Raw genomic sequence first — 24,993 nt, 5'->3', positions numbered from 1 at the left:
CTCATGGCGCTGCCCGACGGCTTCCTGCCGCTGATCGATATCCCGCACAGCTTGCACGCCGCGCTTGGCGAAACATCTCGACGCCTGAATGAAGCGCTGGAGCGCGCCGATGCGCGCGCCCGCCAACAGGAAAGCGACCCACTCAGCGAGACGTGGCTGGCGCTGAGTGAACCGCGCCGCGAGCAACTGGCCAAGGTACTTTCGGTCTCCACTTTCGCGGCCGATACCCTGGTGCATTATCCCGGTTGGCTGACGAGCCTGGATGCCAATGGAGAGCTGGATAACCCACCGTCGTCGACGCTCCTCGCCCAATGGCTGGATGAGGCCCTTGGCGATGCCAATGACGAAGCCGCCATGCAGTCGGCGATTCGCCGCTTTCGTCGCGAGCGCATGCTGGGCATCGTCTGGCGAGACCTGACCCGCCCCTCTGGCACCGACATGTGGGAAACCGCCGGTGCCGTCTCGCGCCTCGCCGAGGTCTGTCTGGAAGGTGCCCTCGGGTGGCTCGAGGCGCACCTCGAGGCCCGTTGGGGCCTGCCGGCACCGCGCGCCGATGGCAGCCCCCAGCGCCTGGTCGTGCTGGGGATGGGCAAGCTCGGCGCCGGCGAGCTCAACCTGTCGTCCGATATCGACCTGATCTTCGCCTTCCCGGAGAAGGGGGTGACCCAGGGCGGCAAGCGCGAATTCGAACACCAGGAATACTTTACCAAGCTTGGTCAGAAGCTGATCGCTGCGCTGGACGCGATGACCGCCGACGGCTTCGCGTTTCGCGTCGACATGCGCCTGCGCCCGCTGGGTGACGGCGGGCCGCTGGTCGGCAGCTTCGCCATGCTGGCAAGCTACTATCAGGATCAGGGTCGCGAGTGGGAACGCTACGCGATGCTCAAGGCCAGGCCCGTCGCCGGCGATATCGATGCCGGCCGTGAACTGCTGGCAAGCCTCAGCCCCTTCGTCTATCGCAAGTATCTCGACTTCGGCGCCATTGAATCGCTGCGCGAGATGAAGTCGATGATCAATCGCGAGGTCAAGCGACGGGGCATGGACGACAACATCAAGCTCGGTCGGGGCGGTATACGAGAGGTCGAGTTCGTCGTCCAGGCCTTCCAGCTGATTCGCGGTGGCCGTGACACCGAGCTGCAGGTGACTTCGCTCAAGACAGCACTCGAGCGACTGCCGGCGCTAGGCCTGCTGCCTCAGGCGGTAGTCGACGAGCTGACCCCGGATTACGTCTTTCTGCGTGATCTGGAGCATGCCATCCAGGCGCTCGATGACCGTCAGACCCAGGCGCTGCCCCATGATGATGGCCAGCGCGAGCGGATCGCCCTGGCGCTCAACATGGAAGACTGGCCGGCGCTGATGGCCAGGCTTTCTGAGCTGCGCGCCCGGGTGCGTGGCCACTTCGATGCGGTGATCGCCGACCCCGAAGATGATGACGAGAGCGCTGAAGACGACGACAGCAAGGCTTACGCCGAGCTGCGCGCCCTATGGCGCGGCGAGCTCTCCGAAGAGGAGGCGAGGTCGCTTTTGGAAACCGCCGGCTTCGAGGAGCCGGACCGCGGTCATAAGCGTATCGCTGCCCTGCGTCAGTCCCGGGCGGTGCAGAGCATGCAACGCATTGGCTTTGAGCGCCTGGATGCGCTGATGCCGATGCTGCTCGAAGCGGTGCTTGAAAGCCAGACGCCGGATACCGTGCTCGAGCGGGTGTTGCCCTTGATCGAATCGGTGCTGCGACGCACCGCCTATCTGGCCTTGCTGCGTGAAAATCCCGATGCACTCGGTCATCTGATGCGCCTGTGCGGCGCGAGCCCCTGGATCGCCGAACAGATCGCCCGACACCCCGTCCTGCTCGATGAGCTGCTGACGCCCTCGACGCTTTACACCCCTGCCGACAAGTCACGCCTGGCCGACGAGCTGCGCCAGGCTCTGGGGCGAATCCCTGAAGACGACGAGGAAGCTCAGCTAGAGGCGCTGCGGGTCTTCAAGCATGCCCAGGTGCTGCACGTGGCGGCCTCCGACATCGTGGGCACCCGGGCGCTGATGAAGGTCAGCGATTATCTGACCTTCATCGCCGAGGTGGTGCTCGAGCAGGTGCTGTCGATGGCCTGGAAGCACCTGACTCGCAAGCATGGCTACCCCAAGCGTCGTGATGGCAGTCATGGTGAGACCGATTTCATCATCGTTGGCTATGGCAAGCTCGGCGGCATCGAGCTTGGCTACAGTTCTGACCTGGATCTGGTATTCATCCATGATGCCGCCTCCCAGGGCAGCACCGACGGCGAACGGCCGCTCGACAACCCGGTGTTTTTCACACGGCTCGGCCAGCGCATCATCCACCTGCTGACGGCAGTGACGCCTGCTGGCGCCCTCTATGAGGTCGACATGCGTTTGCGCCCGTCGGGCAATGCCGGTCAGCTAGTGACCACGCTCGATGCCTTCGCCGACTATCAGCGCCGCGAAGCCTGGACCTGGGAGCACCAGGCGCTGGTGCGGGCAAGGGCCGTGGCCGGCGATGCCGAGCTTGCGCAGCGTTTCGATGAGGTGCGCCGTGACGTGCTCGGCCAGCCCCGCGACCTGCCGGCGTTGCGCGAAGAAGTGATCAAGATGCGCCACAAGATGCGCGCTCATCTGGGGAGCTCGGCGATGGCCCAACAGGCCGGTGCCTTCGACCTCAAGCAGGATGCCGGCGGCATGGTCGACATCGAGTTCCTTTGCCAGTACGCGGTGCTGGCCATGGGGCATGAGTGCGCTGCGCTGCTGGTCTATAGCGACAACATGCGCATTCTCGAGACGCTTGAAGAGCACGAACTGCTACCCGCCGAGGATGCCAGTGCGCTGCGCGAGGCCTATCTGGCCTACCGCCATGCCTTCCACCGGGCGGCACTCACCAAACAGGCCGTCGATGCCGAGGTTGGTGACCAGCGCGAGCTTGTCAGCCGGCTCTGGCAGCGCCTGCTGGGAGAAGACGCGCCGTCTTCATCCCCCGCTATATCGAATCAGGAGACACCCAAGTGAGTCACGGCAAGGTACTCGTGCTGCATGGCCCCAATCTTAACCTGCTCGGCACCCGCCAGCCGGAGATCTACGGTCATGAGACCCTCGAGGACATCAACAACGGCCTCTATGAGCAGGCCGCGCTGAACGACTGGGAAATTGCCTGTCACCAGAGCAATCACGAGGGGGCGCTGATCGATGCCATCCAGGCCGCGCGGCTCGATGGCACCACGGCGATCATCATCAACCCGGCGGCCTATACCCATACGTCGGTGGCGATTCTCGACGCGCTCAACGCCTTCGAGGGCCGGGTGATCGAGGTGCATTTGTCGAATGTGCACAAGCGCGAGGCGTTTCGGCACCACTCCTATGTCTCGCTGCGAGCCGATGGGGTGATCGCCGGTCTTGGTAGCCAGGGCTATCGGGCGGCGCTCGCGGCACTGATCAGGAGCTGATGAAGGTCCAGATAGGGTGGGGCGGGGTGGTCCATGCTAAGGCCGATTAGACTAAAGTCTATGACCCAGGTATCATGAGGCCATTCCAATACGCCATACAGGTTCTATCCCTCATGACTACCTCAACATCCGTATCTGCCACTGCCTCGTCCTCACTGACCAAGCGTATGGGTCGGTTGGCCTACCGTGTGCTCTCAAGCATGACCGAGAGTTCCTATCAGGGCTTCATTGCTCGCGAAGGCTATCGTTACGCCACATCTGAGTGATCGGTGGCAGGGGCGCTCATCCGCCCCGGCACCACTCCTGCATTTCTTACCCGGCTCTTCCCCCGGTCGTATTGTCCGTCAGATAACGGTCACTTCCCTCCAAGCGTTCCAGCTCGTCTCATCTCTCCCAGCTCTACCCAGCTCTTCTCGCACGCTCCGCTTGTTTTCTTATAGCCTCACCGCGTTGCTGCCAGCATGGCTTTTGCTGCTTACTGGATAGCGTTGGTAATGCACTCATTCGCATCACCAGGTCGCCTGTCGTAGCATGCGCTGTCATTCAGCTGATGTTCGGCTGTTATTAAAGACTGCATGGCTCGACATCGCCTCGCCCGATGGCGTGACGCTCAACGATCATGCATGGCCACGCTTAACGACAGGGAGCTCTCGCCAAGCGAGGGGGATCGCGATGCGACTGATTCAGATGCTGCGCCGGCGCTCGACATGTCGACAGCTCACGCAGCAGCTCAACATCGATATGCGTGCCCGGCTGCAGCGTGCCTTCCTGTGGCTGATGGCTCTCACCGGGTTGCATACCCTGGCCATGGTCGCCTTCGAGGCGCTGGGCTTTGGCGATGCACTGTGGCTGACACTGACCACCATGACCACCGTCGGCTATGGCGATGTGTCGGCGGTCACACCGCTTGGGCGCGCCGCCACTGTGGTGCTTTTATATGTCGCCGGCATCACTCTGCTCGCGCAGCTGGCAAGCGATTACATCGATTATCGTCTCAAGCGGAAAGAATCCATGATCAAGGGCCGCTGGAGGTGGCAGATGAATGACCATGTGCTGATCATCAACAGTCCCGCCAATAATCCAGCGGTCTATTTCGACCGGCTGGTGCATCAGCTGCGGGCCACGCATGAGCTTAACGACACCCCGGTGCAGATACTTACCGAGGCCTTTCCTGACGGGCTGCCCGACAGCCTGCGCGAGCAGGGCGTGGTCCACCACCACGGCGAACCCTCCGACCCCCAGGCGCTTGCCGCCACGACCCCGGAAAGCGCCCGGGCCATCATCGTGCTGGCAAGCGACGAGTACAGCCGGGTCTCCGACAGCATCACGCTCGACGTGCTGATTCAGTTGCGGGATCTGTGCGGCGAAGCATTGCCCTATACCGTCGCCGAGTGCGTGCATGAGGATAGCCGGCGTCGCCTGGCGCTGGCCGGGGCCAGCACGACGCTAAGACCGATCCGTGCCTACCCGGAGATGCTGGTGCGCTCGCTGGTGGCGCCGGGGGCCGAGAAGATTCTCGAGAACCTCTTTACCCACCATGATGACCACGCCATGCGCTACAAGGTGTCGCTTGAGGATGCGGTATGGTCTGACGTGACCTGCCGCCTGATGGCCGCCGGCATGGGTACCCTGATGGCTTACGTGGGCGATGACGGCGACATCGTCTGTCATCCCGCGCATGATCACCGCTTCACCGCCAGCGCGCTGATCCTGATGGTGCGCGAAGAGTTCGTGCCGAGCACCGAAGACATCAAGGCGTGCCTGGGCATGGGGTAGGGTGCAGGCGCCTTCCCTTCAGTGGTTCACGCTAGGCTAGCCATCATTTCTTCTCTTTGAATTCACCTTCGAGCACCTCGTGCTCCTCTAGACGACCGTCGGAGCGATAGCGAGATTCCCGGTAGTGAGTCTCGCCTGAATGCATGCCACCACCAATATCCTCGGCCTGCTGGGCGCGCATCTGCTCCATGCGTTTTTTCATCCGGTGACGCAGGAAGGGCAGCATGGCCCAGCCGATCAGCAGGAAGAAGAGACCAAGGATGGTGCCGATGATCATCAGCACGCCAAACATCAGCCAGGTCAGTACCAGCCGTGGTCCGCTCATGCCCTGATGCGGCCGCGCCTGTCGAGCCCGTTCCTTCCATTGATGGGCCGCCTGCCAGGCGGCATTGCGTTGGCGATCTTGCTCGTTCATGAACTGCTCCCGAGGGGAAGGAAGTGTCACCCTTTGATGTCACTCGAAGGGGCAGGTTCCGTGATTTTTACCGCCATGACGAGGCGGGTGGTTTCCGTCAATCGTGGCACGCCCCGGGGCTGGCGTCACGCCAGCGAAGGCTGTGGCCATTGAGGCGGCCGCGAAGGTGACACCCTGTGCATTGCCGGCTGACCGCTGCGCTGTGCCGCCCGCTCAGGCAGGCGCCACAGGGTGGCGATAGCCACGCCCAGTTCACTAGTCAGTGGGCTATTAGTAGTAGCTATCAGTTGTGCCAGAGGCCGGCGACGATCTCATAGCTTTTCAGCCGGTCTTGTTGAGCGAAGACATCGGTATGCAGCATCAGCTCATCGGCGCCGGTATGCTCGAGCACGTCCTCGAGCCCTTGTCTGACCGTCTCGGGTCCACCGATGACGGCTGCCCCCAGAAACTGCTCGACCTGTGCCCGCTCGCGGGCGTTCCAGTCCAGCGCCTCGACCGGCGGCAGTGAGCGGGTCGGCCGACCGCGAATCAGGTTGAGAAACTTCTGCTGGGCGGTGGTCGCCAGATACTGGGCGTGAAGATCACTCTCAGCGGCAATCACCGGCAGGCCGACCATCGCATAGGGAGCATCCAGTACCGCCGAGGGCTGGAAGTTATCGCGATAGACCCTGAGTGCTTCGAGCAGCTGGGCGGGTGCGAACTGGGCGGCGAAGGCGAACGGCAGGCCGAGCCGGGCGGCCAGGCGGGCACTGTAGTCGCTTGAGCCGAGCAGCCAGGTGGGCACATGGCTGCCCTGGCCGGGAATCGCCTTGACCCGTTGGCCGGGCCTGGCCTCATCGAGATAGCCGCGCAGTTCCTCGAGCCGTTCCGGGAAGTCGTTGACCCCGGCCTGGGGGTTGCGGCGCATGGCGGCCATGGTAGCGCCGTCAGAGCCCGGTGCGCGGCCAAGGCCCAGATCGATGCGATCCGGATAGAGGGTAGCCAGGGTGCCGAACTGCTCGGCGACCACCAGCGGCGGATGGTTGGGCAGCATGATGCCACCGCTGCCGACGCGAATTGTCGAGGTCTGGCCGGCCACATGGCCGATTAGCACCGAGGTGGCGGCGCTGGCGATGCCATCGATGTTGTGATGCTCGGCCAGCCAGTAGCGGCTGAAACCGAGACGCTCGGCCTGCTGGGCCAGGGCGACGGTGTCCTTGAAGGTGTCACTGGCGCTGCCGCCTTGGCGAATCGGCGCCAGGTCGAGCACTGAAAGGGCCGTGTTCGAGAGACGTGAGTGGGCGAGTCGTGACATGGGGCTCCCGGCTGGAATCCGAAGAAGGGAGGATTGTTAGCATCCTCATGATTATAGGGTGAGGGCATTGCCGGGTAATAACAAGGGGGCCATGCGCTAGCCGAAGAACTCCCAGGCCAACCAAATGCCCGCCACGGCCGTCAGGCCGGCCCCCAGCGGACGGGCGTGGCGCTGCCACAGGCGCAGCGTGGTATCGCCGATCAGGGCCACCAGCAGCGCCAGACCAAAGTAGCGCAACCCGCGACCCAGCAGGGCGGCCAGCATGAAGAGGGCGACCGGGTAGTCGCTGGCGCCGGCCACCAGCATGGCGGTCTGGAAGGGGATGGGGATTACGCCGACGGCCAGAATGGCCTGGAAGCCGTTGTCCATGAAACGCGCCTGAAAGGCCTGGAAGGCCGCCTCACCGCCGAAGGTGGGAATCAGGATATCGCCCCATTGGGCCATGGCCAGGCTGCCCAGCGAGTAACCGATCAGGGCGGCGAGCAGGTTGCCGGCCAGCGCCACGCCGGCGAGACGCCAGCGGCGCTCAGGTTCGGCGAGCATCCAGGGAATCAGGATCAGCTCGATGGGAATCGGCACCAGCAGCGTTTCCAGCACTGATGCCAGGCCCAAAAGCCACAGGGCGTGGCGGGAGGCGCTCAGGCGCACAAGCCAGCGGCGGGCGGAGGTCAGGGAGCGCAGCATGGCATCTCGTGGACTCGATATCGGGTAACCAGTATACCAGCGACAACGCGCGGCCTATGATGAAGAAACGATATCGCCAGCCGCGGGGGTGCGTCGATGCCCACCCAAAAGCAGCGCCACCATACTGCTCGTCGCGGTGCCACCCGCCGCGAGACACCTCCCGTATTGCCGCGCCATTGGCTGACGCGTCTCAATGGCTGGTTGACCGAGTCACGCCTCAATCGGCTGGTGGATATCAGCGTGCTGACCGCCCTGATCATGGCCGGCTTGGCATTGTTGAGCGCCCTGATCTCACCCTGAATGGACCTTCCGTCGGTGGCCTCTGCCGCCATTCTGTCACTCCGTCAGCCTCCTTAGATCCTGCCAGAAGCGCTTGCGACCTTCCTGTTCGGCCTGACGGCGGGACTTGCCAATATCCCTGAGCTGGTGATCGTCCAGCGCGAGCAACTCACGACGCGAGGCCTGGCGTTGCCTGAGGTAGTGAAGCCGATGGCGTAGCCGCTCATAGCGCTCGGCGAGCCGAGTCAGCGATGACCGCGGGAACAGTGCCAGGAGTCTGGAGCGGTGAGCGAGTCGCATGGCAAGCCTCCAACCTAGTCGTTTGATGGAACCATCATCAGCTTATGGCCGGCACGAATTGCCATACAGATATAGAGAAGTTAAAAATTAACCAGACAGAAGGGCGATCACCCCCTCTGTATGGCCTAGGGTGTTGCCATCTGTATGGCTTTTCCAGTGATGTGGAGACAAGTGTCATGACGCGCTATGCGCAACTGGCCGACGAGCTGCATCGACGCATCGATGGCGGCATCTATCGCGGGGGCGATCGCTTGCCATCGATCCGGGCGCTGTGTCGCGAATTCGCGGTCAGCATCTCCACGGCGCAAACGGCCTATGCCCGGCTCGAGGATGCCGGGCTCGTCGAGGCAAGGCCCAAGTCGGGGTTCTTCGTACGCTCCTCGCAAGCGTCCGCTAGTCTGCCGGCGGTGACCCGCCCGGCTCAGCGGCCGCTGGATGTCTCACGCTGGGAACAGGTCCTGGAGCTGGTCGAACGCCACTCGCTGGAGGATCAGATACTGCTGCTGGGGAGCGGCATTCCCGATCTCGCCTCCAAGACCTTGAAGCCGCTGCATCGCCTGTTAGCCGAGCGCTATCGGCACGCCAATGGTCAGGACCTGAACTACGATGCCTTGGCCGGCAGCCCCGCCCTGCGTCAGCAGATCGTGCGGCTGATGGCGGCAGCGGGCAGCCTGCTGCATCCCGACGATGTGCTGGTCACCACCGGTTGTCAGGAGGCGCTGTCGATCGCCATTCGCACCCTGACCGCGCCGGGAGACGTGGTAGCGGTGGACTCGCCGAGTTTCTACGGCACCATGCAAATCCTGCAGGCCAATGGCCTCAAGGCGCTGGAGATTCCCACCGACCCTCGCACCGGTATCAGTCTCGAGGCCCTGGAACTGGCCCTGGAGCAGTGGCCGATCCGCGCCATCCAGATCACCCCGACCTGCAATAACCCGCTCGGTCATACCATGCCGGAGCCGCGCAAGCGCGCCCTGCTGGCGCTGGCGCAGCGCTTCGACGTGGCGATCATCGAGGACGACATCTACGGCGAGCTGGCCTTCGAGACACCGCGCCCCCGTACCCTCAAGGCCTTCGACGACGACGGCCGGGTGCTGTTGTGCAGTGGCTTCTCGAAGACCCTGATGCCGGGGCTGCGGGTGGGCTGGATCGCCCCGGGACGCTACCGCGACCGCGTCCAGCACATGAAGTATGTCTCCACCGGCGCTTCGGCAACCCTGCCGCAACTGGCCATTGCCGACTTCATTGCCAAGGGCCACCACGAGCGGCATGTGCGCGCGGTGGTCGCGCAGTATCGCCGCCAGCGGGATCAGATGATCGATTGGGTGAGGCGCTACTTTCCGGTCGATACCGGGATCAGCTATCCCCAGGGGGGCTTTGTGCTGTGGCTGGAGTTGCCGGTGGGCATCGATTCCCTGCGCCTCAACGAGCGCCTCACGCCGGCCAGGCTTCGCATCGCCCCCGGGGCGCTGTTCTCGGCCTCAGGCAAGTACCGCGAGTGCCTGCGCCTCAACTATGCCGGGGCCATGACCCCGACCATCGAGGCAGCCCTGCGCCGCGTCGGCGAGGAGGTGGCACGGTTAAAGGACGAGCAGGACGCCCTGGCCGGTTGAGTGAGAGGGCTTCTGGCGGGTGCCCGGCCTCTGTCTGTGTCGGCATGCCCGGGCGGGGGACCCTGGCCGTCAGGGGAAAATCTTTCACTCGAGCCGATGTACCTTGCCGGCCGTGATATCGATAATGCAGGCTCTTTTCAATCAAGAGGTGGCCATGTCACAACTCCCTCTGGACCGCTTTCTTCCCGGTGTCAGCGCACTGGCCTATGGTTGCATGGGGCTGGGCGGCGACTGGGATTCACGTCCCGTCGAGGCTCGTCACGTCAAGCAGGCGCACTGCGCAATAGATGCCGCGTTGGAGGCGGGGATCAACTTCTTCGATCATGCCGACATCTACGCCCTGGGCAAGGCCGAGAGCGCCTTCGGCCGGGCGCTCAAGGAGCGCCCGTCGCTGCGCGATGCGGTCTTTCTGCAGAGCAAGTGCGGCATCCGCTTCGAGGACGCCAAGGCCCCCAAGCGCTTCGACTTCTCCGCGGAGTGGATTCGCGCCTCGGTGGAGGGCAGTCTTGATCGCCTCGGGGTCGAGACGCTGGATGTGCTGCAGCTGCATCGTCCCGATCCGCTGATGGTACCCGAGGAGATCGCCGAGGTGTTCACGGCGCTGAAAGCCGAGGGCAAGGTACGCCACTTCGGTGTATCGAACATGCAGCGCCACCAGCTCGAGTTTCTGCAGGCGTCGCTTGAGGCACCGCTCGTTGCCAACCAGCTCGAACTCGGCCTGCATCGGCTCGATTTCCTGGAGGAGGGCGTGCTGGCCAACCAGCCCGAGGGCGCGACCAGTAATTTCACTCCCGGCACCCTGGAATACTGTCGTCGCCATGGCATGCAGCTGCAGGCCTGGGGATGTCTGAGTCAGGGGCGTTTCACGGGGCGCGCGCTTGATGATCAGCCGGCCTCGGTGCAGGCAACGGCAGCGCTGGTAAGCGAGCTTGCCGAGCACTATAGGGTCAGCCGCGAGGCCATCGTGCTGGCCTGGTTGCGTCGCCACCCGGCCAACATCCAGCCGGTGATTGGCAGCACCGATCCGGCGCGAATTGCGGCCAGTGGCGAGGCAATGACAATCACGCTTTCCAGGGAAGACTGGTATCGGCTCTACGTATCTGCCCGCGGTGGCGAGCTGCCCTGAGGCAATGGGCAGGGGCGAGTCGCGCCTGCCCCACGGGGCTTATGCTCGTTGGCACCTTCCTCTACACTCGTCTCTCATATACCCATATCGTCTTTTCTGTAACGCGGGGTCGTGTGGCCAATGCTGGGTTTCTTGCAGGGATTTTCCTATGGACTCTTTCTCACCAGCACGGTGTGGCTGGTGGTGGGGGTGATCCGTCCCGGGCTTGGCGATCCTGTCATGCCACCGCGACGCTGGGCGGTGGTGGTGCGCTACGCTTTCGCGACACCGAGTCTTGCGGTACTTCTCTGGCTGACCTCGTTATGGGGCGGTTTCTCACCGAGCCTTGGCGGCTGGCTGGCGGGTCTCGTAGCGATTGCCGTCGAGGTGCCGCTAGAGCGGCGCTGGCGTGGCTGGTGGGCCCGTCGCCGCAAAAATCTGGATGCACAAAAGCGTAATGCCGAGACGGCCCGCCGCCAGGCGAGCGAGCGCCAGGAGGCCGGCGTTCAGACACTCGATCCTGAGCACCCGCCCGCCGATGCCGATGAGCTGGTGCTGTCGCTATGTCGGGCCAAGCAGGCGCTGCTCGAGGTCGATCGTCAAGATCATGCGCCCCAGGCCGATCGTCTCTATAGCCGTTATTGCCACGTGACTGGCGTGTTGGGCAGTCGCTTTGACGTGGGCGAGCTTGCCTATGAGCGTGCCCGTGGTCTGGTCACTCAGGTATGCCTGGGCGCCATCGATAATCTAACCGCGATGGCCCATCAAGCCAGCGGCATCGCCGGTGTCGATGCGGCCTACGTCAAACGACGGCTGACGCGCGACGCCGATCAGTTGACTATCGAAGAGCGCATTGCCCTCAAGCGACGCTTGGCCTTGGTCGAGGATACCGAACACCAGCTGCGCCAGTTGGCGGCACGCAATGAGGCAGCGCTGACCGCGCTCGATGATGCAGCCGTGGCAGTGGCCCGTTTGCGCACCGATAAACCCCAGGCAAACCTTGCTGCCGACCAGGCCTGTGCCGAACTCAAACGCTTCGTCGAGGGTGCTGAACGCTATGACCGTAACCATTGAGGCCAAGTAGCCAATGCCTTGATCCACACATCCTTGTGCAACAAGCTTGGTGAATCATACCGGATGCTTAGCATCCAAGGCCGATGATCATTGTCTGGTCAAATGGACGCGATTTGCGCAGTGGGTCTCTGCCATGAACTGGGCTAGGCTTCGTCTGAACAGTCGGTGAATGCTGAGGCGTTTCAGGTATGGCCCGGGGACGTCACCATGACCCGAGGAGAATAACGATGAGCGATGAAAACAGGGGGGATTCCTCGCGTCTGTCCCTGCCCCCGGTCGAGGTGATCGAGGCAGAGCTTCGTCAACCCCGCACCGGCAGATCCCAGAGTGACGTGAATATAGAGGCCGGCCGAGCGTCGGAACAAGCGCGTGGCGATGCTCGTGATAAGGCAGGTGGTGACGGACGCGATGAAGAGCGTAATAAAGAGCGTAATAAAGAGCGCGGTGACGAACGCGGCGGCGCGCTGAGTGATGATCCTGGCGCAGACCCCGATGAAGATGCCGACCCGGAACTGGCTTCTCTGGCAGCGGATTTCGTGGAAGAAATTCTCGTCGACAAGGGAGCAGCGACCCGTCAGCGCCGGGCCGTTGACGAGATGGGCCTGTCGCTGCAGCGTCAGGCCGCTCACTACAGCAGCATGCTCAATGCACCCCTGCGTGAACTCGCGGAGAAAGGCGATGACGGCGGTCCGGTCGCTCGGGCACTGACCGACCTCAGGGATCGCATGGGGCGTCTCGATCCCAGCCATCATAAGCTGAGCCCCGGACGCTTTGATCGCCTGCTCGGGGTGTTGCCTGGGGTAGGCAATCGCCTGCAGCGCTATTTTCAAAAGTTCGAGACCGCCCAGCAGGCCATCGATTCGATCATTGGTGATCTCGAGTCGGGGCGCGACCGCTTGCAGCGCGACAACCTGACCCTTGGCGATGATCAGGCCAGCCTGCGACAGATTCATCATCAGTTGGCGCGCCAGGTGACGCTTGGACGGCTGATTGATCGGCGGCTTCAGGATGCCCTGCCGGAGGCCAGCGATGATGATCAGCGACGCTTCATCGAAGAAGAACTGCTGTTCCCATTGCGCCAGCGCATCCTCGATCTGCAGCAGCAGCTGGCGGTCAGCCAGCAGGGCGTGCTGGCGCTGGAGGTGATCATCCGCAACAACCGCGAGCTGATGCGCGGCGTCGACCGGGCGATCAATGTCACCGTCTCGGCGCTCAGCGTGGCGGCCACGGTGGCCATGGCGCTCGCCAATCAGCGGCTGGTGCTTGACCGCATTGAATCACTCAATGCCACGACCTCCGAGACCATTGCCGGCACCGCGCGTGCGCTTCGCCAGCAGGGCGTCGATGTCCAGAAGCGGGCCGCTTCGGCCACCCTGGACATGCATTCCCTGGAGCAGGCCTTTGGCGATGTGATGGCGGCACTCGATGACCTCTCGCGCTATCGTCATGAGGCGCTGCCCGAGCTTTCGGCGCAGATCGAACGGCTCGATGGGCTCGCTCGGGACGGCGAGGCCGCCATTGAGCGTCTGGAGCGCAGCGAGCCCGACCTGTTCGCCGACGTCGATTCAGACGGCACCAAGACACATGATGTGCCCCATGCGCACAGATCGGCAGGAGACGATGAGCGCCGCCGTTAGTGCGCATGTCAGTGAGAGTGGGCGTTATGGCCATTGTCGAGAGCGGCGGCTGGGCTCGCCGAGGCTCTTTTCGCACGATCGAGTAGGCATTAGTCCCTGGCGAAGGTAGAAATGTGGAGGGGTGCAAGCAGGGTGCCTGGAGGGAAAACCGCTGACTGTCGTCGGGTGAGCTATGCTGCTGAGTGACGGACAGGTTGGGTCATGGTCGGTGCCACTGCGGCGCGGCGCCCAGGTTGTCCTGGGCTTTTCACCCAAGCGAGACGCACGTCATGCACACCTCCAAACAGATCTTCGTGGTGGGGCTCAACGACTTCAATCGCGCCAGGCTCGAGCAATTACCGGGCGCCGAGAACTGCGAGTTCCACGGCATCATCCCACCCGAGGCCCTCTACGACACCGAAGTCTTTGATATCGCCGACATGCTGGCCCGGGCCAGCGCCGAACTTACGGCCTTCGACGGTCCCATCGACGCCATTATCGGCTACATGGATTTTCCCGTGTCGACGATGCTGCCGATCCTGTGTCGGCAATTTGGTACGCGCACCACCAGTCTCGAGAGCCTGCTCAAGTGCGAGCACAAGTTCTGGAGCCGGCTGGTGCAGCGCCAGGTCATTCCCGACGCCATTCCTGCCTTCACGGCGATTGATCCCTTTGATGATCATGCGCTGGACACCATCCGCGCGGCAGGGCTCTACTTTCCCTTCTTTCTCAAGCCCATCAAGTCGTCGGGATCGCGGCTTGGTTTTCGCATCGATAGCCCCGAGGACTTCGCCCACGCCATCGTGAGGCTGCGCGAAGATATCGGCCTGATCGCGACGCCTTTCAACACGGTGCTCGACTACGCCCTGCTGCCACCTGAGATCGCTGCGGTGGAGGGCCACTTCTGCATGGCCGAGGAGATCATCGGCGGCTGGCAGTGCACGGTAGAAGGCTATGTCTTCGATGGTGAGGTGGAAAGCTATGGCATCGTCGATTCGCTGCGCTATCCCCAGGTGCTGAGCTTCTTCCATTACCGCTACCCCTCGCAGCTACCCGCGGCTGTTCAGGCGCAGATGAAGGATTTGACTGAGCGGGTGATGACCCACATCGGCTATGACAATGCCGCCTTCAATATTGAATATTTCTGGGACGAGGTGCAGAACCGAGTGTGGCTGTTGGAAATCAACACGCGCATTTCCCAGTCCCACTGCGATGTCTTCGAGAAGGTCGATGGCATCAGTAATCAGCAGGTGAGTCTCGATCTGGGGCTGGGGAGGCGCCCGGCGATGCCATACCGCCAGGGCGAGTTCCCGGTCGCGGCCATGTTCTTCTACCGGGTGTTCTTCGTCGATGCCCGGGTGGTCCAGGTGCCAAGCGATGAGGAGCTTGCCGCACTCAAGGCTGAGTTCCCCGGAACCCTGATCGCCCTACAGGTCGCGCCAGGGCAGGTGTTGTCGAGTCTGCCAGAGCAGGACACCTGCAGCTTTGCGCTGGCCTGTATCTGGATGGGAGCCCAGGACGCTGACGAGCTGCTGGCACATTACGAGAGCCTGGCCTCACGCCTGAACTTTGTCTTCGAGGACATCGTCGGTTGAGTCGTCACAACCCGTGAGCCTTTATCGTCATACGTTTCTCGGTGACGCCCATTGAGGGCGAATCCGCTAAGACATCGCGAATAACGTCGCGGCAAGATCACAGCGAGAGCAAAGGGAGGGGCGTTCATGCGTATCGTGACCCAGTATTCGCGAGAGGTCTTTGAAGAGGAAACCTGGATTCGTCTTGCCGATGGTACCTGCCTTGCCGCCCGCATCTGGCGGCCGGTGGATTCAGACACTGACCCGGTCCCGGCGATATTCGAGTACCTGCCCTATCGCAAGCGCGACCTCACCGCGGAGCGCGATATACAGACGTACTACTACTGGGCGGGACATGGCTATGCGGGGGTCCGCGTCGATATCCGCGGCTCCGGCGAGTCCGATGGCGTGCTGACCGATGAATACCTGCAGCAGGAACTGGACGATGGCCTCGAGATCCTCGCCTGGCTTGAGCGTCAGCCCTGGTGCACGGGCGATGTCGGCATGGTGGGCATCTCCTGGGGCGGCTTCAACGGTCTGCAGATTGCCGCCCTGCGTCCTCCACAGCTCAAGGCAGTGATCACCCTGTGCTCCACCGATGATCGCTTCGCCGACGATGTTCACCACATGGGCGGCTGCCTGCTCGGCGACAACCTGTCCTGGGCTTCGACCATGTTCGACGGCAATACTTGTCCGCCGGACCCCGCTCTGGTCGGCGAACGCTGGCGCGAGATGTGGCATCAACGCCTCGACGGCAGTGGATTGTGGCTCGCCACCTGGCTCGAGCATCAGCGCCGCGATGACTACTGGCGCCATGCCTCGGTCTGCGAAGACTTCGCTGCCATCCAGTGTCCGGTCTATGCCATCAGCGGCTGGGCCGACGGCTACTGCAATGCAGTCTTCCGGCTGCTGGCTGGGCTCTCGGTACCCCGCAAGGGGCTGGTCGGCCCCTGGGCCCATAAATACCCCCACCTGGGCGTACCGGGACCTGCCATCGGGTTTCTCCAGGATAGCCTGAGATGGTGGGATAAATGGCTCAAGGGAAAGGAAACCGGGATCATGGACGAGCCCATGCTGCGGGTCTGGATGCAGGAGTCCACGCCACCCTCGGCGCGTTACGAGCAGCGGCCCGGTCGTTGGATCGCCGAGCCGTGCTGGCCATCGCTCAACATCGTCGAGAGCTCCTTCCGGCTCACCGCCGGTCATGACTTGCTGCCCGAGCAGGAACTGCACGCGCAGAAACATGACCCCGACGAGACACCGCTGACGATACGTTCGCCGCTCTCGGTGGGGCTCTATGCCGGCAAGTGGTGCTCCTACAATGCGCCGCCCGACCTGCCTCATGATCAGCGCGACGAGGACGGCGGTTCACTGATCTTTCAGACCTCGCGTCTCGAGAGCCCGCTTGAGATATGCGGTCAGCCGGTGGTCGAACTGGAGGTCTCCGCCGACCAGCCGGTGGCGATGCTTGCGTTGCGACTGATCGACGTGGCCGCCGATGACAAGGCCACTCGCGTTTCCTACGGGCTGCTTAACCTCACCCATCGTGACAGCAACGAAAATCCCGAGCCACTGGAGCCCGGGCGCCGCTACCGGGTGCGGGTGATGCTCAAGCATATCGCCCAGCAGTTTCCGGTCGGCCATGCCATTCGTGTATCCCTGTCGACCAGCTACTGGCCACTTGCCTGGCCGGCGCCCCAGCCGGCGCGAATAACCGTCTATCCCATGGCGAGTCGGCTGATCCTGCCCATGCGGGCCCCGCGTCCTGAAGAAGAAGCGGCGCTGCCCGCCTTCGCCGAGCCGGAAGCGGCGCCACCGGTTGCCAAGACGCTGATCCAGCCGACTCAGGAGCACTGGCGGGTGATTCGCGATCTTGCCGATGACACCACGACGCTTGAAGTGATCAACGATGAAGGCACCTACCGCCTGGATGATATCGATATGGAGATCTCGGCAACGGTCATCGAACGTTATCGTTACGCTTATGGAAGCTATGACAGCGTAAGCGGCTGGACCGAATGGGAGCGCAGCTTTCGACGGGGAGACTGGCAGGTGCGCACCCTGACACGCACCCTGCTCACCAGTGATGCCGACAACTTCCGCCTGCGGGCGACGCTGGATGCTTACGAAGGCGATACCCGGGTCTTCGCCAAGAGTTGGGATAAGACGATACCGCGAGACTTGGTCTAATGCTGGTGATGGCATTGTGTGGGGATCGACGTGTCATGCCCTTAACAGGAGTCTCGAGGCATTGCTGTGAGTCGCATCAAAGGGGTAATGCTTGAAGGGGTGATTTGTGTCATCAACGTGCACTTTCGCGTGGCGGACGCAGCATGGCGATGCCATATTGTATCTTTATGTAACAACTGCTGGAGGCAAGGTGTTTCGACAGCGCTGGAACGCACTCCTGGTGCATGAGGGCGGTAGGGCCTCGGCCATGGGGCAAAGGGATAGCTCGCAAGAAATAAGTGACCGCTCGCAGGGATAGCGCCTGTGCCATAGCCCAGATTCCATCGCCTTGATTTTATAGTCTTTTGTCACAACACCTAGTCGCAGCATTTCAGTCATGCACTTCAGGGCGTAATGCTTACGCTCAAGGATGAGACAAAATGTTCAAGGTCGGGTGGACATGAGCCAGATCGATTATGCCGCGCTGCTAGCCCAGTCGGATGACCTGATATGCGTGCTGTGTGTCGAGGGAAAAGTGCTCGAGGCTAATCCCGCCTTCACGGCGGCACTCGATAGTGTCGGGGATGACTTGGTGGGGGCGTCGTTTCTGGACTTGCTTCACCCGGATGATGCTCCCCTTTGCCGTGAGGCGTTGGCCAGCCATGTGTCTGGTGAGTGGCCTGCGCGTTTGCGTGCTAACAAGACAGCGCCACTTGGCTGGCGCCTGACCCCCGTCGTCGATGGTCGTCGCTTGTGTATCGCGTCGCCTGCGTTTGAGCCACCGCAGGCAAAGAGCTCCTTGCTCGCTCAGTTGGCACGCCATGTTCCCGGGGTGATTTTTCAGTACTGCATTCGCGCCGATGGCAGCTCGTATTTCCCCTACGTCAGCGATCGGTTCGAGGAATTCTTCGGCGTTTCGCCGGCCGTTGCCATGAAGGATGCGTCGCCGGTCTTCGCCTGCGCCCATCCCGATGATCTGCCTTACATCATGGACAGCATCGGGCAGGCGACGAATGGCCAGTATCCCTGGCACTGCCAGTATCGTTACTGCCGACCTGATGGCGAAATGCGCTGGCATGAAGGCAGCGCGACGCCAACGCAACAGGCGGATGGCAGCATGCTCTATCATGGCTACATCAGCGATATCACCGAACGCCATGAACTCGAGCAGGCCCTCGAAGAAGAACGCCTGCGGCTTGCCAATATTCTTGAAAGCACACATGCCGGGGCCTGGGAGTGGAACGTTCAGACCGGCGAGCTGATCATCAATGCGCGATGGGCGGAGATCATCGGCTACTCTCTCGCCGAGCTCGAGCCGATCAGTTTTACGACCTGGGAGCAGCTTGTTCATCCCGATGACCTGGCCAGAGCCCTTGAGCGTTTGAACGCACACTTTCACCACAAGGAGGAGTTTTACGAATTCGAATTCCGCATGCGCCACCGGGATGGGCAATGGGTCTGGGTACTGGGACATGGCAAGGTATTTCGCTGGACCCAGGATGGTCGGCCACAGATGATGGCCGGCATTCATCAGGAAATTGGTCATCGCAAGGATGCCGAGGCCGCTCTGCAGCGGCTGGCAACCACGGATTCTCTCACGGGCCTTTGGAACCGTCGCCATTTCCTGCAGCATCTCGAGCAAGCCTTCGAACGCTATCAGCGCTATGGTCAGTCGGCGGCGGTGATCCTGATCGACATCGATCATTTCAAGCGCGTCAACGACAGCCACGGTCATGCTGCGGGTGACCGCGTTATCCAATATACTTCCGAAGTGCTGAGCGCCTGGTGTCGTAGTCTGGATATTCCCGCACGCATCGGCGGCGAAGAGTTTGCCTTGTTGCTCACCGATACCGGCGAAGAGGGCGCCTATGCCCTGGCCGAGCGGATTCGATATGCTCTGGAGTTTCTTGAAGTGCCCTACGATGATATGTCGCTACGCATGACGGCCAGTTTCGGTATTGCCGCCATGGCGCCCGACGATCGGCATTACGAGGACGGCATGCGGCGCGCCGACCGGGCGCTATATGCGGCCAAGCGCGGCGGTCGCAACCGGGTCGAGGTCGACAAGGAATGCCCGGCCGGCACGGAGGGCGCATGACCCTAGCCGCGGCGGCCGTGGGGGCGTTGCCGGAGACAACACGCGCCTCGCGCAAGGAAATCCTTGGCTGGGCGATGTTCGACTTCGCCAACCAGGCCTTTACCCTGTTGATCATTACCGTGGTGTTCGGCGAGCTGTTCACCACGGTGATCGTTGGCGACCGTGGCGATGACTACCGTTTCGCCAACCTCTTGTGGAGTGCCGCCCTGGCACTGAGCTACCTGATGGTGGTGGCCACCGGGCCGATCTGCGGGGCGGCCATGGATTTCTCGGCGGCCAAGAAGCGCTTCCTGTTCGCAAGCTATCTGGCCACGGTGGCCTCCACTGCAATGCTCTACTTCGTGGCGCCGGGCTATGTATGGCTCGGGGTCGTGCTGATCGTTTTATCCAACTACGCCTACTCGATGGGTGAGTCGTTTATTGCCGCTTTCCTGCCGGATCTCGGCCCGCCCGAGGCACTGGGCAAGATCTCCGGCTTCGGCTGGGCTTTAGGCTATGTGGGCGGCCTGTTCGCTGCGGGCTTTACGTTGATGGTGCTGGGCGAGGCGACCGCCGAGAACTTCGAGCGTATCCGCTGGGTCGGTCCCTTCGCGGCGGGCTTCTTCCTGATCACGGCCATCCCTACCTTCCTGTGGCTCAAGGAGCGCGGCACGCCCCAGCGGTTGCCGCCGGGCCGCGGCTACACCGCCATCGCCTGGGCGCGGGTCGGCACCACCTTTCATGAGCTCAAGCGTTTTCGTGACCTGGGCATCTTCCTGGTTTCGCTGGTGTTCTCGATGGCGGGCGTCTATATCATCATCGCCTTCGCCTTCATTTACGGCGCTCAGGTGATCGGCTGGGACACCACGACCCGCAACCTGATGTTCATCATCGTGCAGATCACCGCGGCGGCAGGTGCCCTGGGCTTCGGCGCCATTCAGGACCGGCTCGGCGCCAAGCCCACCTACCTGCTGACTCTCTGCCTGTGGGTGCTGGCGATTCTCGCCATCTGGGCCACGCCGGAACTGACCGCCTGGCTCAACGCCACTCTGGGCCTCGGTTGGGAGCCTCAGCAGCTGTTCCTGGTGGTGGGCTGCCTGGCGGGGCTCAGCCTGGGCTCCAGTCAGTCGGCGAGCCGCGCCCTGGTGGGGCTCTTCTCGCCATCGCACAAGGCGGCGGAATTCTTCGGCTTCTGGGGCCTGGCCAACAAGCTTGCCGGGGTGATCGGCATCATCGGCCTGGGGCTGTTGCAGTCGGTGGTGGGCCTCAAGGCCTCGATCCTGCTCTGTGCCGCGCTGTTCGTGATCGCCATCCTGATCTGCCTGGCCGTCGATCAGCCCCGGGGGCGGCGCGCCGCCCTGCAGTGGGAAGCCCGCGAACTGGCCGCGGCGCGACCGCGGGAAGCGAGTTGAGGTCGTCTCATCCGGGGCCGGGCGTGCTGGTCGGGATCATGGCTTCCTTGCTAGCATGGACGAATGAACAGTGCCTCGCCGTCGGCGCCGGTCACCGCCTCCCTGGATGATCCCCGCTACTACCTGACCAACTTTCGCTTCGTGCTCGACTGGGTCGTCGCGCGCTATCCCGACTTGCTGACAGGCGAGGAGCGCGCCACCCTGGCGTGTCTCGGAGAATTGCCTGACGCCTCGCTGGCACTGCTCACGCGCATGGTGATGCGCAAGGGCCAGCGCTTTCGTCTCGCCAAGCTTCGCTATGCCGAGATCGGCGACCCCTGTCTGGCGTTGGCGCCGCTGGTCGCCGCAGGGGTCGTTGATGACGCCCCGCTGCTGGAGCTTGACGCGCTGTTCGGCCTTGCCACCCTCGCCGAGCTTCGCCTGTGGCTGGCGGATGACATCCGCGCCGCCGGTTTGCCGGCAGGCGCCAGCAAGACGCGACTATTCGAGGCCCTGAGCCCGCAGCGAGTCGATGCTCATTCCTTCATTGGCTGGGGCGCGCCCGAGAGTGATGCCGTGGTGGAACTCACCTGCATGCCACTCTGCGAGCGGCTGCGACTGATGTTCTTTGGCAATCTGCGCCAGGATTTCTCGGAATTCGTGCTCGCCGAGCTTGGCCATCAGCGCTTCGAGCGGGTCGCCTTCAGCGACGATTCCCGTGCCTTCCAGGCGCGTCACGAGGTGGATACCTACCTGGCCCTGGAAGGCCTGCGCGAGCGACTCGACGCCGGTGAGCCGCCGGCCGCGCTGTGGCCCCGGCTGCTCGAGAGCCTGCCCGACCGCCCCTCCAATGCCTGGCTGCAGACGCGCCGCGGGCGGCTGATCTTCCGACTCGCCCGCGAGGCCGAGCGTCAAGGGGATGTCGCACTTGCCGCCGAGCTCTATCCCCACTCCAGCCACCCCGAGGCACGGGTGCGGGCGCTGCGACTGGCAGAGCGTCGCGCGGAAAATGAGGCCGAGATCGAAGCGACGCTCGATGCTGCCACTCAGGCCCTGGTGGCCCCCCGTGATGCCGCCGAGGCGCAGGCGATGGCGCGCCTCGTGACTCGGCTGGGCCGCCGCCTGGGTCAGCCGGTGTCGACGAACCGGGCCCCCGCGCCCGAGCACTTCACCCTGACCCTGCCGGCCGCGCCCGGCCGGGTGGAGATTGCCGTGCAGGATCATCTCGGCCATGAGTCGGCTCCGCTGCACTATGTGGAAAACACCCTGATCACCGGGCTCTTCGGCCTGCTGTGCTGGCCGGCGATCTTCGCCCCGCTGCCCGGCGCCTTCTTCCACCCCTTCCATAGCGGGCCGGCGGATCTCTACCGCGAGGATTTCGTCAGCCGTCGCCGGGCTCTTTTCGAGGCCTGCCTCGCTGAGCTCGATGATGGCCGCTACCTTGCCACCCTGCGCGGGCACCTTAAGGACAAGCAGGGCCTGACCTCGCCCTTCGTGCACTGGGGCATTCTCGACGAGGTACTGCTCGAACGCGCGCTTACCTGTATCCCGGCAACACATCTGCGGGCGTGCTTCGAGCGCCTGCTTGAGGACCCGCGAGCCAACCGTGCCGGGCTTCCCGATCTGATTCAGTTCTGGCCGGAGGCAGACGGTGGCGCCGGTTATCGGCTGATCGAGGTCAAGGGCCCGGGTGATCGGCTGCAGGACAACCAGCGCCGCTGGCTTGCCTTCTTCGCCGAGCAGGGCATTCCCGCGGCGGTCTGCGAGGTGCGCTGGCAAGACAGCTTGGAAGAACCGCCTGATGCCTGCCTGAGAGCACCGACACCGTGAGCCTCAAGGTCGCGGTGCGGGCGCTTTGCGATTTCACCGCCCGGCGTGGCGATCTCGATCATCGCTTCACGCCGTCGCCCACCGCCAGCGAAGGCATCGCCGGCCATGCGCTGATCGCCGAGCGCCGCCGGGCCGCGGACGCGACCTTCGAGTCCGAGGTGGCCCTCGAAGGCCAGCACGTCGACGAGACGGGCCAGACCCTCGTGGTCAGCGGCCGTGCCGACGGCGTCGACGCGACACAAGGCTGTCTAGAGGAGGTCAAGACCCATCGTGGTGATCTTTCGCGCATGGCCGATAACCAGCGGGCCCTGCACTGGGCGCAGCTCTATGTCTATGGCGCCCTGTTGTGCCGGGCCCGGGGGCTCGAGCGCCTGAGCCTGGCGCTCGTCTACCTGGAACTCGGCAGCGGCCGCGAGACCCGGCTCAGCGAGACCCGCACGGCCTCGGAGCTGGAGGCGGTGTTCCACGATCACTGCAGGCGCTACATGGCCTGGGCCAAGCAGGAAAGCGAGCATCGTGCGCGCCGCGACGCTGCCCTTCGTAAGTTCTCCTTTCCCTTCGCCGATTTTCGAACCGGCCAGCGGCCGCTGGCCGAGGCGGTCTACAAGGCGGCGAGCACCTCGCGCGCGCTGCTGCTCCAGGCACCCACCGGCATCGGCAAGACGCTGGGGACCCTGTTTCCGATGCTCACCGCCATGCCTCGTCAGGGGCTGGACCGAGTGTTCTTCCTGACCATGAAGACCCCGGGACGGCGCCTGGCACTGGAGGCGCTGGAGCAACTGGATGCCTCTCTTGAGCCACGGCAAGGCGTACGGGTGCTTGAGCTGATCGCTCGCGACAAGGCCTGTGAATATCCGGAGGCGGCCTGTCATGGCGATGCCTGTCCGCTGGCCCGGGGCTTCTACGATCGCCTGCCCGCGGCGCGTGAGGCCGGCGTCGCGCGCGGGCGGCTCGATCGGGCAGCGCTGCGCGAGGTGGCGCTGGAGCATCAGGTCTGCCCCTACTACCTGGGGCAGGAGCTGGCCCGCTGGTGCGATGTGGTGGTCGGCGACGTCAATCACTATTTCGATGTTCACGCCCTGCTGTATGCGCTGACCCAGGTCCATGACTGGCGGGTCGGGGTGCTGGTCGACGAGGCCCACAATCTGATCGATCGGGCGCGGGGCATGTATAGCGCCGAACTCGATCAGCGCCGTCTTGCCGCGTTGCGCCGTCAGGCACCGCCGGCCCTGGCTCGCCCCTTGGCGCGGCTCGGACGCCAGTGGGCGACCCTGGGCCGGGAGGACGACACAGAGGAGGGCCAGAGCGAGAGCAAAGGTGCAAAGAAGGCTGAAGCCAGGCAGAAGGGCGGCGGCATGGACCGAGACCCCGACTATCAGGTGCTGTCCGCGCCGCCCACAGCGATGCTCAGGGCGCTCGCCCAGACAGCGACGGCGATTACCGATTACCTGGCCGAGCATCCCGGCGAGGTAGACCCGGCCCTGCAGGAGTTTCTCTTCGAGGCGCTGGCCTTCATCCGCCTTGCCGAGGCCTTCGATGATCATTCGCTCTTTGAGCTGACCCGCAGCGGTCGCGGGCGCGCTCGGCTGGCGCTGCGCAACCTGATCCCGGCGTCCTTCCTGGCACCGCGCTTCGCGGCCAGCCACAGCGCGGTGCTGTTCTCGGCGACCCTCTCGCCGGGAGGCTATTTCCGCGACCTGCTGGGCCTGCCCGACAATACCGCCAGCCTCGAAGTGGCTTCCCCCTTCGCTGGCGAGCAGCTCGAGGTGCGCATTCGCCGCGACATCTCGACCCGCTACGCCCATCGAGAGGCCTCCATCGAGCCGATCGTCGCGACCCTTGCCGAGCAGTTCCAGCGCAGGCCGGGCAACTATCTGGCCTTCTTCAGCAGCTTCGCCTATCTGGAAGCGGTCGCCGTACGCTTTGGCGACGCCCATGGCGAGATTCCCGTCTGGTGCCAGGCGCGGGGCATGGATGAGTCGGCCCGGGAGGCCTTTCTCGCGCGTTTCGTACCGGGTGGGGGGGGCATCGGTTTCGCAGTACTGGGCGGGGCCTTCGCCGAGGGCATCGACCTGCCCGGCGAGCGCCTGATCGGCGCCTTTATCGCCACCCTGGGTCTGCCGCCGGTAGGCCCCCGGCAGGAGACCCTGCGTGAACGGCTCGAGGCGCGCTTCGGTCGCGGTTTCGACTACGCCTACCAGTACCCGGGCATCAACAAGGTGGTGCAGGCCGCCGGCCGGGTGATTCGCACCCCTGAGGATCGCGGCGTGGTGGTGCTGATGGATGATCGCTTCGCCAGGCCCGAGGTCAGGGCCCTGCTGCCGGGCTGGTGGCGCCTGCCCTGAGGCAG

The 24,993-nt window shown here is 63.7% G+C and carries 19 protein-coding genes; 15 read left to right on the top strand and 4 right to left on the bottom strand.

Translation table 11 applies throughout. The annotated features are described in order from the left end of the window. Positions 1-3: 3 nt before the first annotated feature. From glnE to HF027_RS02690, 4 genes are all read left to right on the top strand, one after another. Complete coding sequence (gene glnE, locus HF027_RS02705; protein WP_168012617.1) at positions 4-3,012, top strand: bifunctional [glutamate--ammonia ligase]-adenylyl-L-tyrosine phosphorylase/[glutamate--ammonia-ligase] adenylyltransferase; 3,009 nt, start codon at positions 4-6, stop codon at positions 3,010-3,012. Continuing rightward, entirely contained in the window at positions 3,009-3,446 is a 438-nt protein-coding gene (gene aroQ, locus HF027_RS02700; RefSeq protein WP_168012615.1) for a type II 3-dehydroquinate dehydratase, read from the top strand. Before glnE ends, aroQ begins: the two co-directional genes overlap by 4 nt. A gap of 113 nt (positions 3,447-3,559) precedes the next feature. Beyond that, a complete protein-coding gene (locus tag HF027_RS02695; protein WP_168012613.1) occupies positions 3,560-3,712 on the top strand; it encodes a hypothetical protein in 153 nt (50 codons plus the stop codon). A gap of 406 nt (positions 3,713-4,118) precedes the next feature. Further along, complete coding sequence (locus tag HF027_RS02690; RefSeq protein ID WP_168012611.1) at positions 4,119-5,222, top strand: potassium channel family protein; 1,104 nt, start codon at positions 4,119-4,121, stop codon at positions 5,220-5,222. 43 nt (positions 5,223-5,265) lie between these two features. Here HF027_RS02690 and HF027_RS02685 read toward each other — a convergent pair whose 3' ends face one another. From HF027_RS02685 to HF027_RS02675, 3 genes are all read right to left on the bottom strand, one after another. After that, a complete protein-coding gene (locus HF027_RS02685) occupies positions 5,266-5,637 on the bottom strand; it encodes a hypothetical protein (RefSeq protein WP_168012609.1) in 372 nt (123 codons plus the stop codon). Positions 5,638-5,920: 283 nt separating this feature from the next. Continuing rightward, positions 5,921-6,931, bottom strand: a complete 1,011-nt coding sequence (locus tag HF027_RS02680; RefSeq protein WP_168012607.1) for an LLM class flavin-dependent oxidoreductase — start codon at positions 6,929-6,931, stop codon at positions 5,921-5,923. 96 nt (positions 6,932-7,027) lie between these two features. Continuing rightward, complete coding sequence (locus HF027_RS02675; protein WP_168012605.1) at positions 7,028-7,615, bottom strand: YqaA family protein; 588 nt, start codon at positions 7,613-7,615, stop codon at positions 7,028-7,030. Between the two features lie 96 nt (positions 7,616-7,711). Here HF027_RS02675 and HF027_RS02670 point away from each other — a divergent pair, with 96 nt between their 5' ends. Next, positions 7,712-7,915: a hypothetical protein gene (locus tag HF027_RS02670; RefSeq protein WP_168012603.1), complete on the top strand. Its 204-nt coding sequence runs from the start codon at positions 7,712-7,714 to the stop codon at positions 7,913-7,915. A gap of 36 nt (positions 7,916-7,951) precedes the next feature. Here the strand turns inward: HF027_RS02670 and HF027_RS02665 are convergent, their stop codons facing one another. Continuing rightward, the gene (locus tag HF027_RS02665) at positions 7,952-8,194 is read right to left on the bottom strand and encodes a DUF1127 domain-containing protein (RefSeq protein ID WP_168012601.1); all 243 of its coding nucleotides are present in this window, start codon (positions 8,192-8,194) and stop codon (positions 7,952-7,954) included. Between the two features lie 176 nt (positions 8,195-8,370). Here HF027_RS02665 and HF027_RS02660 point away from each other — a divergent pair, with 176 nt between their 5' ends. From HF027_RS02660 to HF027_RS02615, 10 genes are all read left to right on the top strand, one after another. After that, entirely contained in the window at positions 8,371-9,807 is a 1,437-nt protein-coding gene (locus tag HF027_RS02660; RefSeq protein WP_168012599.1) for an aminotransferase-like domain-containing protein, read from the top strand. A gap of 154 nt (positions 9,808-9,961) precedes the next feature. Continuing rightward, on the top strand, positions 9,962-10,933 hold the full coding sequence (locus HF027_RS02655; protein ID WP_168012597.1) for an aldo/keto reductase: 972 nt from the start codon (positions 9,962-9,964) through the stop codon (positions 10,931-10,933). Positions 10,934-11,053: 120 nt separating this feature from the next. Next, positions 11,054-11,986 (top strand): cobyrinic acid a,c-diamide synthase, encoded by a 933-nt coding sequence (locus HF027_RS02650; RefSeq protein ID WP_168012595.1) that lies wholly within the window; start codon positions 11,054-11,056, stop codon positions 11,984-11,986. 227 nt (positions 11,987-12,213) lie between these two features. Continuing rightward, a complete protein-coding gene (locus HF027_RS02645) occupies positions 12,214-13,623 on the top strand; it encodes a toxic anion resistance protein (protein WP_168012593.1) in 1,410 nt (469 codons plus the stop codon). Between the two features lie 269 nt (positions 13,624-13,892). Further along, positions 13,893-15,197 (top strand): ATP-grasp domain-containing protein, encoded by a 1,305-nt coding sequence (locus HF027_RS02640; RefSeq protein WP_168012591.1) that lies wholly within the window; start codon positions 13,893-13,895, stop codon positions 15,195-15,197. Positions 15,198-15,323: 126 nt separating this feature from the next. Beyond that, positions 15,324-17,366, top strand: coding sequence for a CocE/NonD family hydrolase (locus HF027_RS02635; RefSeq protein WP_168012589.1), 2,043 nt, complete (start codon positions 15,324-15,326; stop codon positions 17,364-17,366). A 439-nt stretch (positions 17,367-17,805) separates the two neighbouring features. Next, complete coding sequence (locus HF027_RS02630) at positions 17,806-19,443, top strand: GGDEF domain-containing protein (protein ID WP_168012587.1); 1,638 nt, start codon at positions 17,806-17,808, stop codon at positions 19,441-19,443. Continuing rightward, a complete protein-coding gene (locus HF027_RS02625) occupies positions 19,440-20,834 on the top strand; it encodes an MFS transporter (RefSeq protein ID WP_168012585.1) in 1,395 nt (464 codons plus the stop codon). The genes HF027_RS02630 and HF027_RS02625 overlap by 4 nt, the downstream gene beginning before the upstream one ends. Positions 20,835-20,897: 63 nt before the next feature. Next, on the top strand, positions 20,898-22,643 hold the full coding sequence (locus tag HF027_RS02620) for a VRR-NUC domain-containing protein (RefSeq protein WP_168012583.1): 1,746 nt from the start codon (positions 20,898-20,900) through the stop codon (positions 22,641-22,643). Continuing rightward, positions 22,640-24,988, top strand: a complete 2,349-nt coding sequence (locus tag HF027_RS02615; RefSeq protein WP_245184455.1) for an ATP-dependent DNA helicase — start codon at positions 22,640-22,642, stop codon at positions 24,986-24,988. The genes HF027_RS02620 and HF027_RS02615 overlap by 4 nt, the downstream gene beginning before the upstream one ends. Positions 24,989-24,993: the final 5 nt, after the last annotated feature.

The sequence above is a fragment of the Halomonas salinarum genome (assembly GCF_012062845.1).
GTDB classification, from domain to species: Bacteria; Pseudomonadota; Gammaproteobacteria; order Pseudomonadales; family Halomonadaceae; genus Onishia; species Onishia salinarum.
The sequence above is the reverse complement of the archived record's forward strand: the minus strand, read 5'-3'. Positions and strand labels throughout refer to the sequence as shown.

Excerpts from the sequence above, each read along its gene's own strand:
- glnE (WP_168012617.1), top strand. The coding sequence starts at position 4 with ATGGCGCTGCCCGACGGCTTCCTGCCGCTGATCGATATCCCGCACAGC.
- HF027_RS02695 (WP_168012613.1), top strand. The coding sequence starts at position 3,560 with ATGACTACCTCAACATCCGTATCTGCCACTGCCTCGTCCTCACTGACC.
- HF027_RS02690 (WP_168012611.1), top strand. The coding sequence starts at position 4,119 with ATGCGACTGATTCAGATGCTGCGCCGGCGCTCGACATGTCGACAGCTC.
- HF027_RS02685 (WP_168012609.1), bottom strand. The coding sequence starts at position 5,637 with ATGAACGAGCAAGATCGCCAACGCAATGCCGCCTGGCAGGCGGCCCAT.
- HF027_RS02680 (WP_168012607.1), bottom strand. The coding sequence starts at position 6,931 with ATGTCACGACTCGCCCACTCACGTCTCTCGAACACGGCCCTTTCAGTG.
- HF027_RS02675 (WP_168012605.1), bottom strand. The coding sequence starts at position 7,615 with ATGCTGCGCTCCCTGACCTCCGCCCGCCGCTGGCTTGTGCGCCTGAGC.
- HF027_RS02670 (WP_168012603.1), top strand. The coding sequence starts at position 7,712 with ATGCCCACCCAAAAGCAGCGCCACCATACTGCTCGTCGCGGTGCCACC.
- HF027_RS02665 (WP_168012601.1), bottom strand. The coding sequence starts at position 8,194 with ATGCGACTCGCTCACCGCTCCAGACTCCTGGCACTGTTCCCGCGGTCA.
- HF027_RS02660 (WP_168012599.1), top strand. The coding sequence starts at position 8,371 with ATGACGCGCTATGCGCAACTGGCCGACGAGCTGCATCGACGCATCGAT.
- HF027_RS02655 (WP_168012597.1), top strand. The coding sequence starts at position 9,962 with ATGTCACAACTCCCTCTGGACCGCTTTCTTCCCGGTGTCAGCGCACTG.
- HF027_RS02650 (WP_168012595.1), top strand. The coding sequence starts at position 11,054 with ATGCTGGGTTTCTTGCAGGGATTTTCCTATGGACTCTTTCTCACCAGC.
- HF027_RS02645 (WP_168012593.1), top strand. The coding sequence starts at position 12,214 with ATGAGCGATGAAAACAGGGGGGATTCCTCGCGTCTGTCCCTGCCCCCG.
- HF027_RS02640 (WP_168012591.1), top strand. The coding sequence starts at position 13,893 with ATGCACACCTCCAAACAGATCTTCGTGGTGGGGCTCAACGACTTCAAT.
- HF027_RS02635 (WP_168012589.1), top strand. The coding sequence starts at position 15,324 with ATGCGTATCGTGACCCAGTATTCGCGAGAGGTCTTTGAAGAGGAAACC.
- HF027_RS02630 (WP_168012587.1), top strand. The coding sequence starts at position 17,806 with ATGAGCCAGATCGATTATGCCGCGCTGCTAGCCCAGTCGGATGACCTG.
- HF027_RS02625 (WP_168012585.1), top strand. The coding sequence starts at position 19,440 with ATGACCCTAGCCGCGGCGGCCGTGGGGGCGTTGCCGGAGACAACACGC.
- HF027_RS02620 (WP_168012583.1), top strand. The coding sequence starts at position 20,898 with ATGAACAGTGCCTCGCCGTCGGCGCCGGTCACCGCCTCCCTGGATGAT.